Annotated in this window: 1 pseudogene; it reads right to left on the bottom strand. The window is 57.5% G+C overall.

Annotated elements, in window-relative coordinates:
• Window positions 1-868 (bottom strand): annotated as a pseudogene (locus tag HAQ05_RS27870) (IS3 family transposase); the annotation flags it as partial.

Genomic DNA, 868 nt, shown 5'->3' on the forward strand with positions numbered 1-868 from the left:
TTTTCCGGCGCGGGACTGATCTCCCCGAGGTAGGAACCGTATCGACGCCGTTTTGGCTTGGCGACGACCAGGCACTCCTGCTTCATCAAGCACTGCACCACCTTCTCTGACAAATGCACGCGCTGCCGGCTCAGCGAAGCCCTCATCCGTCGGTAGCCATAGCAGCGATGATTGCGCTCGAAGATGTCTGCCATCGCACGACGCACGTCGGTGTATTTTTCCGCCACCTGCATTCGGGCTCGATGGTAGAAATAGGAACTTCGGGCCAAGCCCAGCGCCTCAAGCAGCTCTGACAAGGAGTACGTCTGTCTCAGGGCATCAGCCAGCAATGTCTTCTCCCGATTGGTCAGGATCTGCCGGTCGATGCCCGTATCTTTTTTTATGAGTTCATTCGCCTTCATCAACAGGTCGTGCTCAAGCTGCAGACGGCGCACGGCGAGCCTGAGAGATTCGAGTTGTCGTTCCAACTCTTCTTGCTCCAATGACGATGGGTTCTAGTCGGCGTTTCATGGATGCAGGTACCTCTGGGCCGAGTAGCTGGTTTTTCCAGTGGTACAAGGTCGGCCTACATACGCCTAGTTTATCAGCCAGGGCTTTCGCACTTTCTTTTCGCGTGCACAGCGCGATGACCGCTGCATGCTTCATCGCTGCCGGGCGGGCCAACCCGTCAGATCGGCCAACGACACGCGTATGCAACTCGGGGTGCAATTCGTAAATCCAGGCACGCAACGAATCCCGTGCAGGGTAGCCCAACGCCGTGACGGTAGCGGCGATGCTGCGACCGTGTTCGAGATAGTACTCGACAGCCCTTTCCATTTGGGGCACGTGAGTACTTCGACTTCGAGGTCTCGTAGCCACGCGGCAGGTC

Source organism: Pseudomonas typographi, from assembly GCF_014694385.1.
Lineage (GTDB): Bacteria > Pseudomonadota > Gammaproteobacteria > Pseudomonadales > Pseudomonadaceae > Aquipseudomonas > Aquipseudomonas typographi.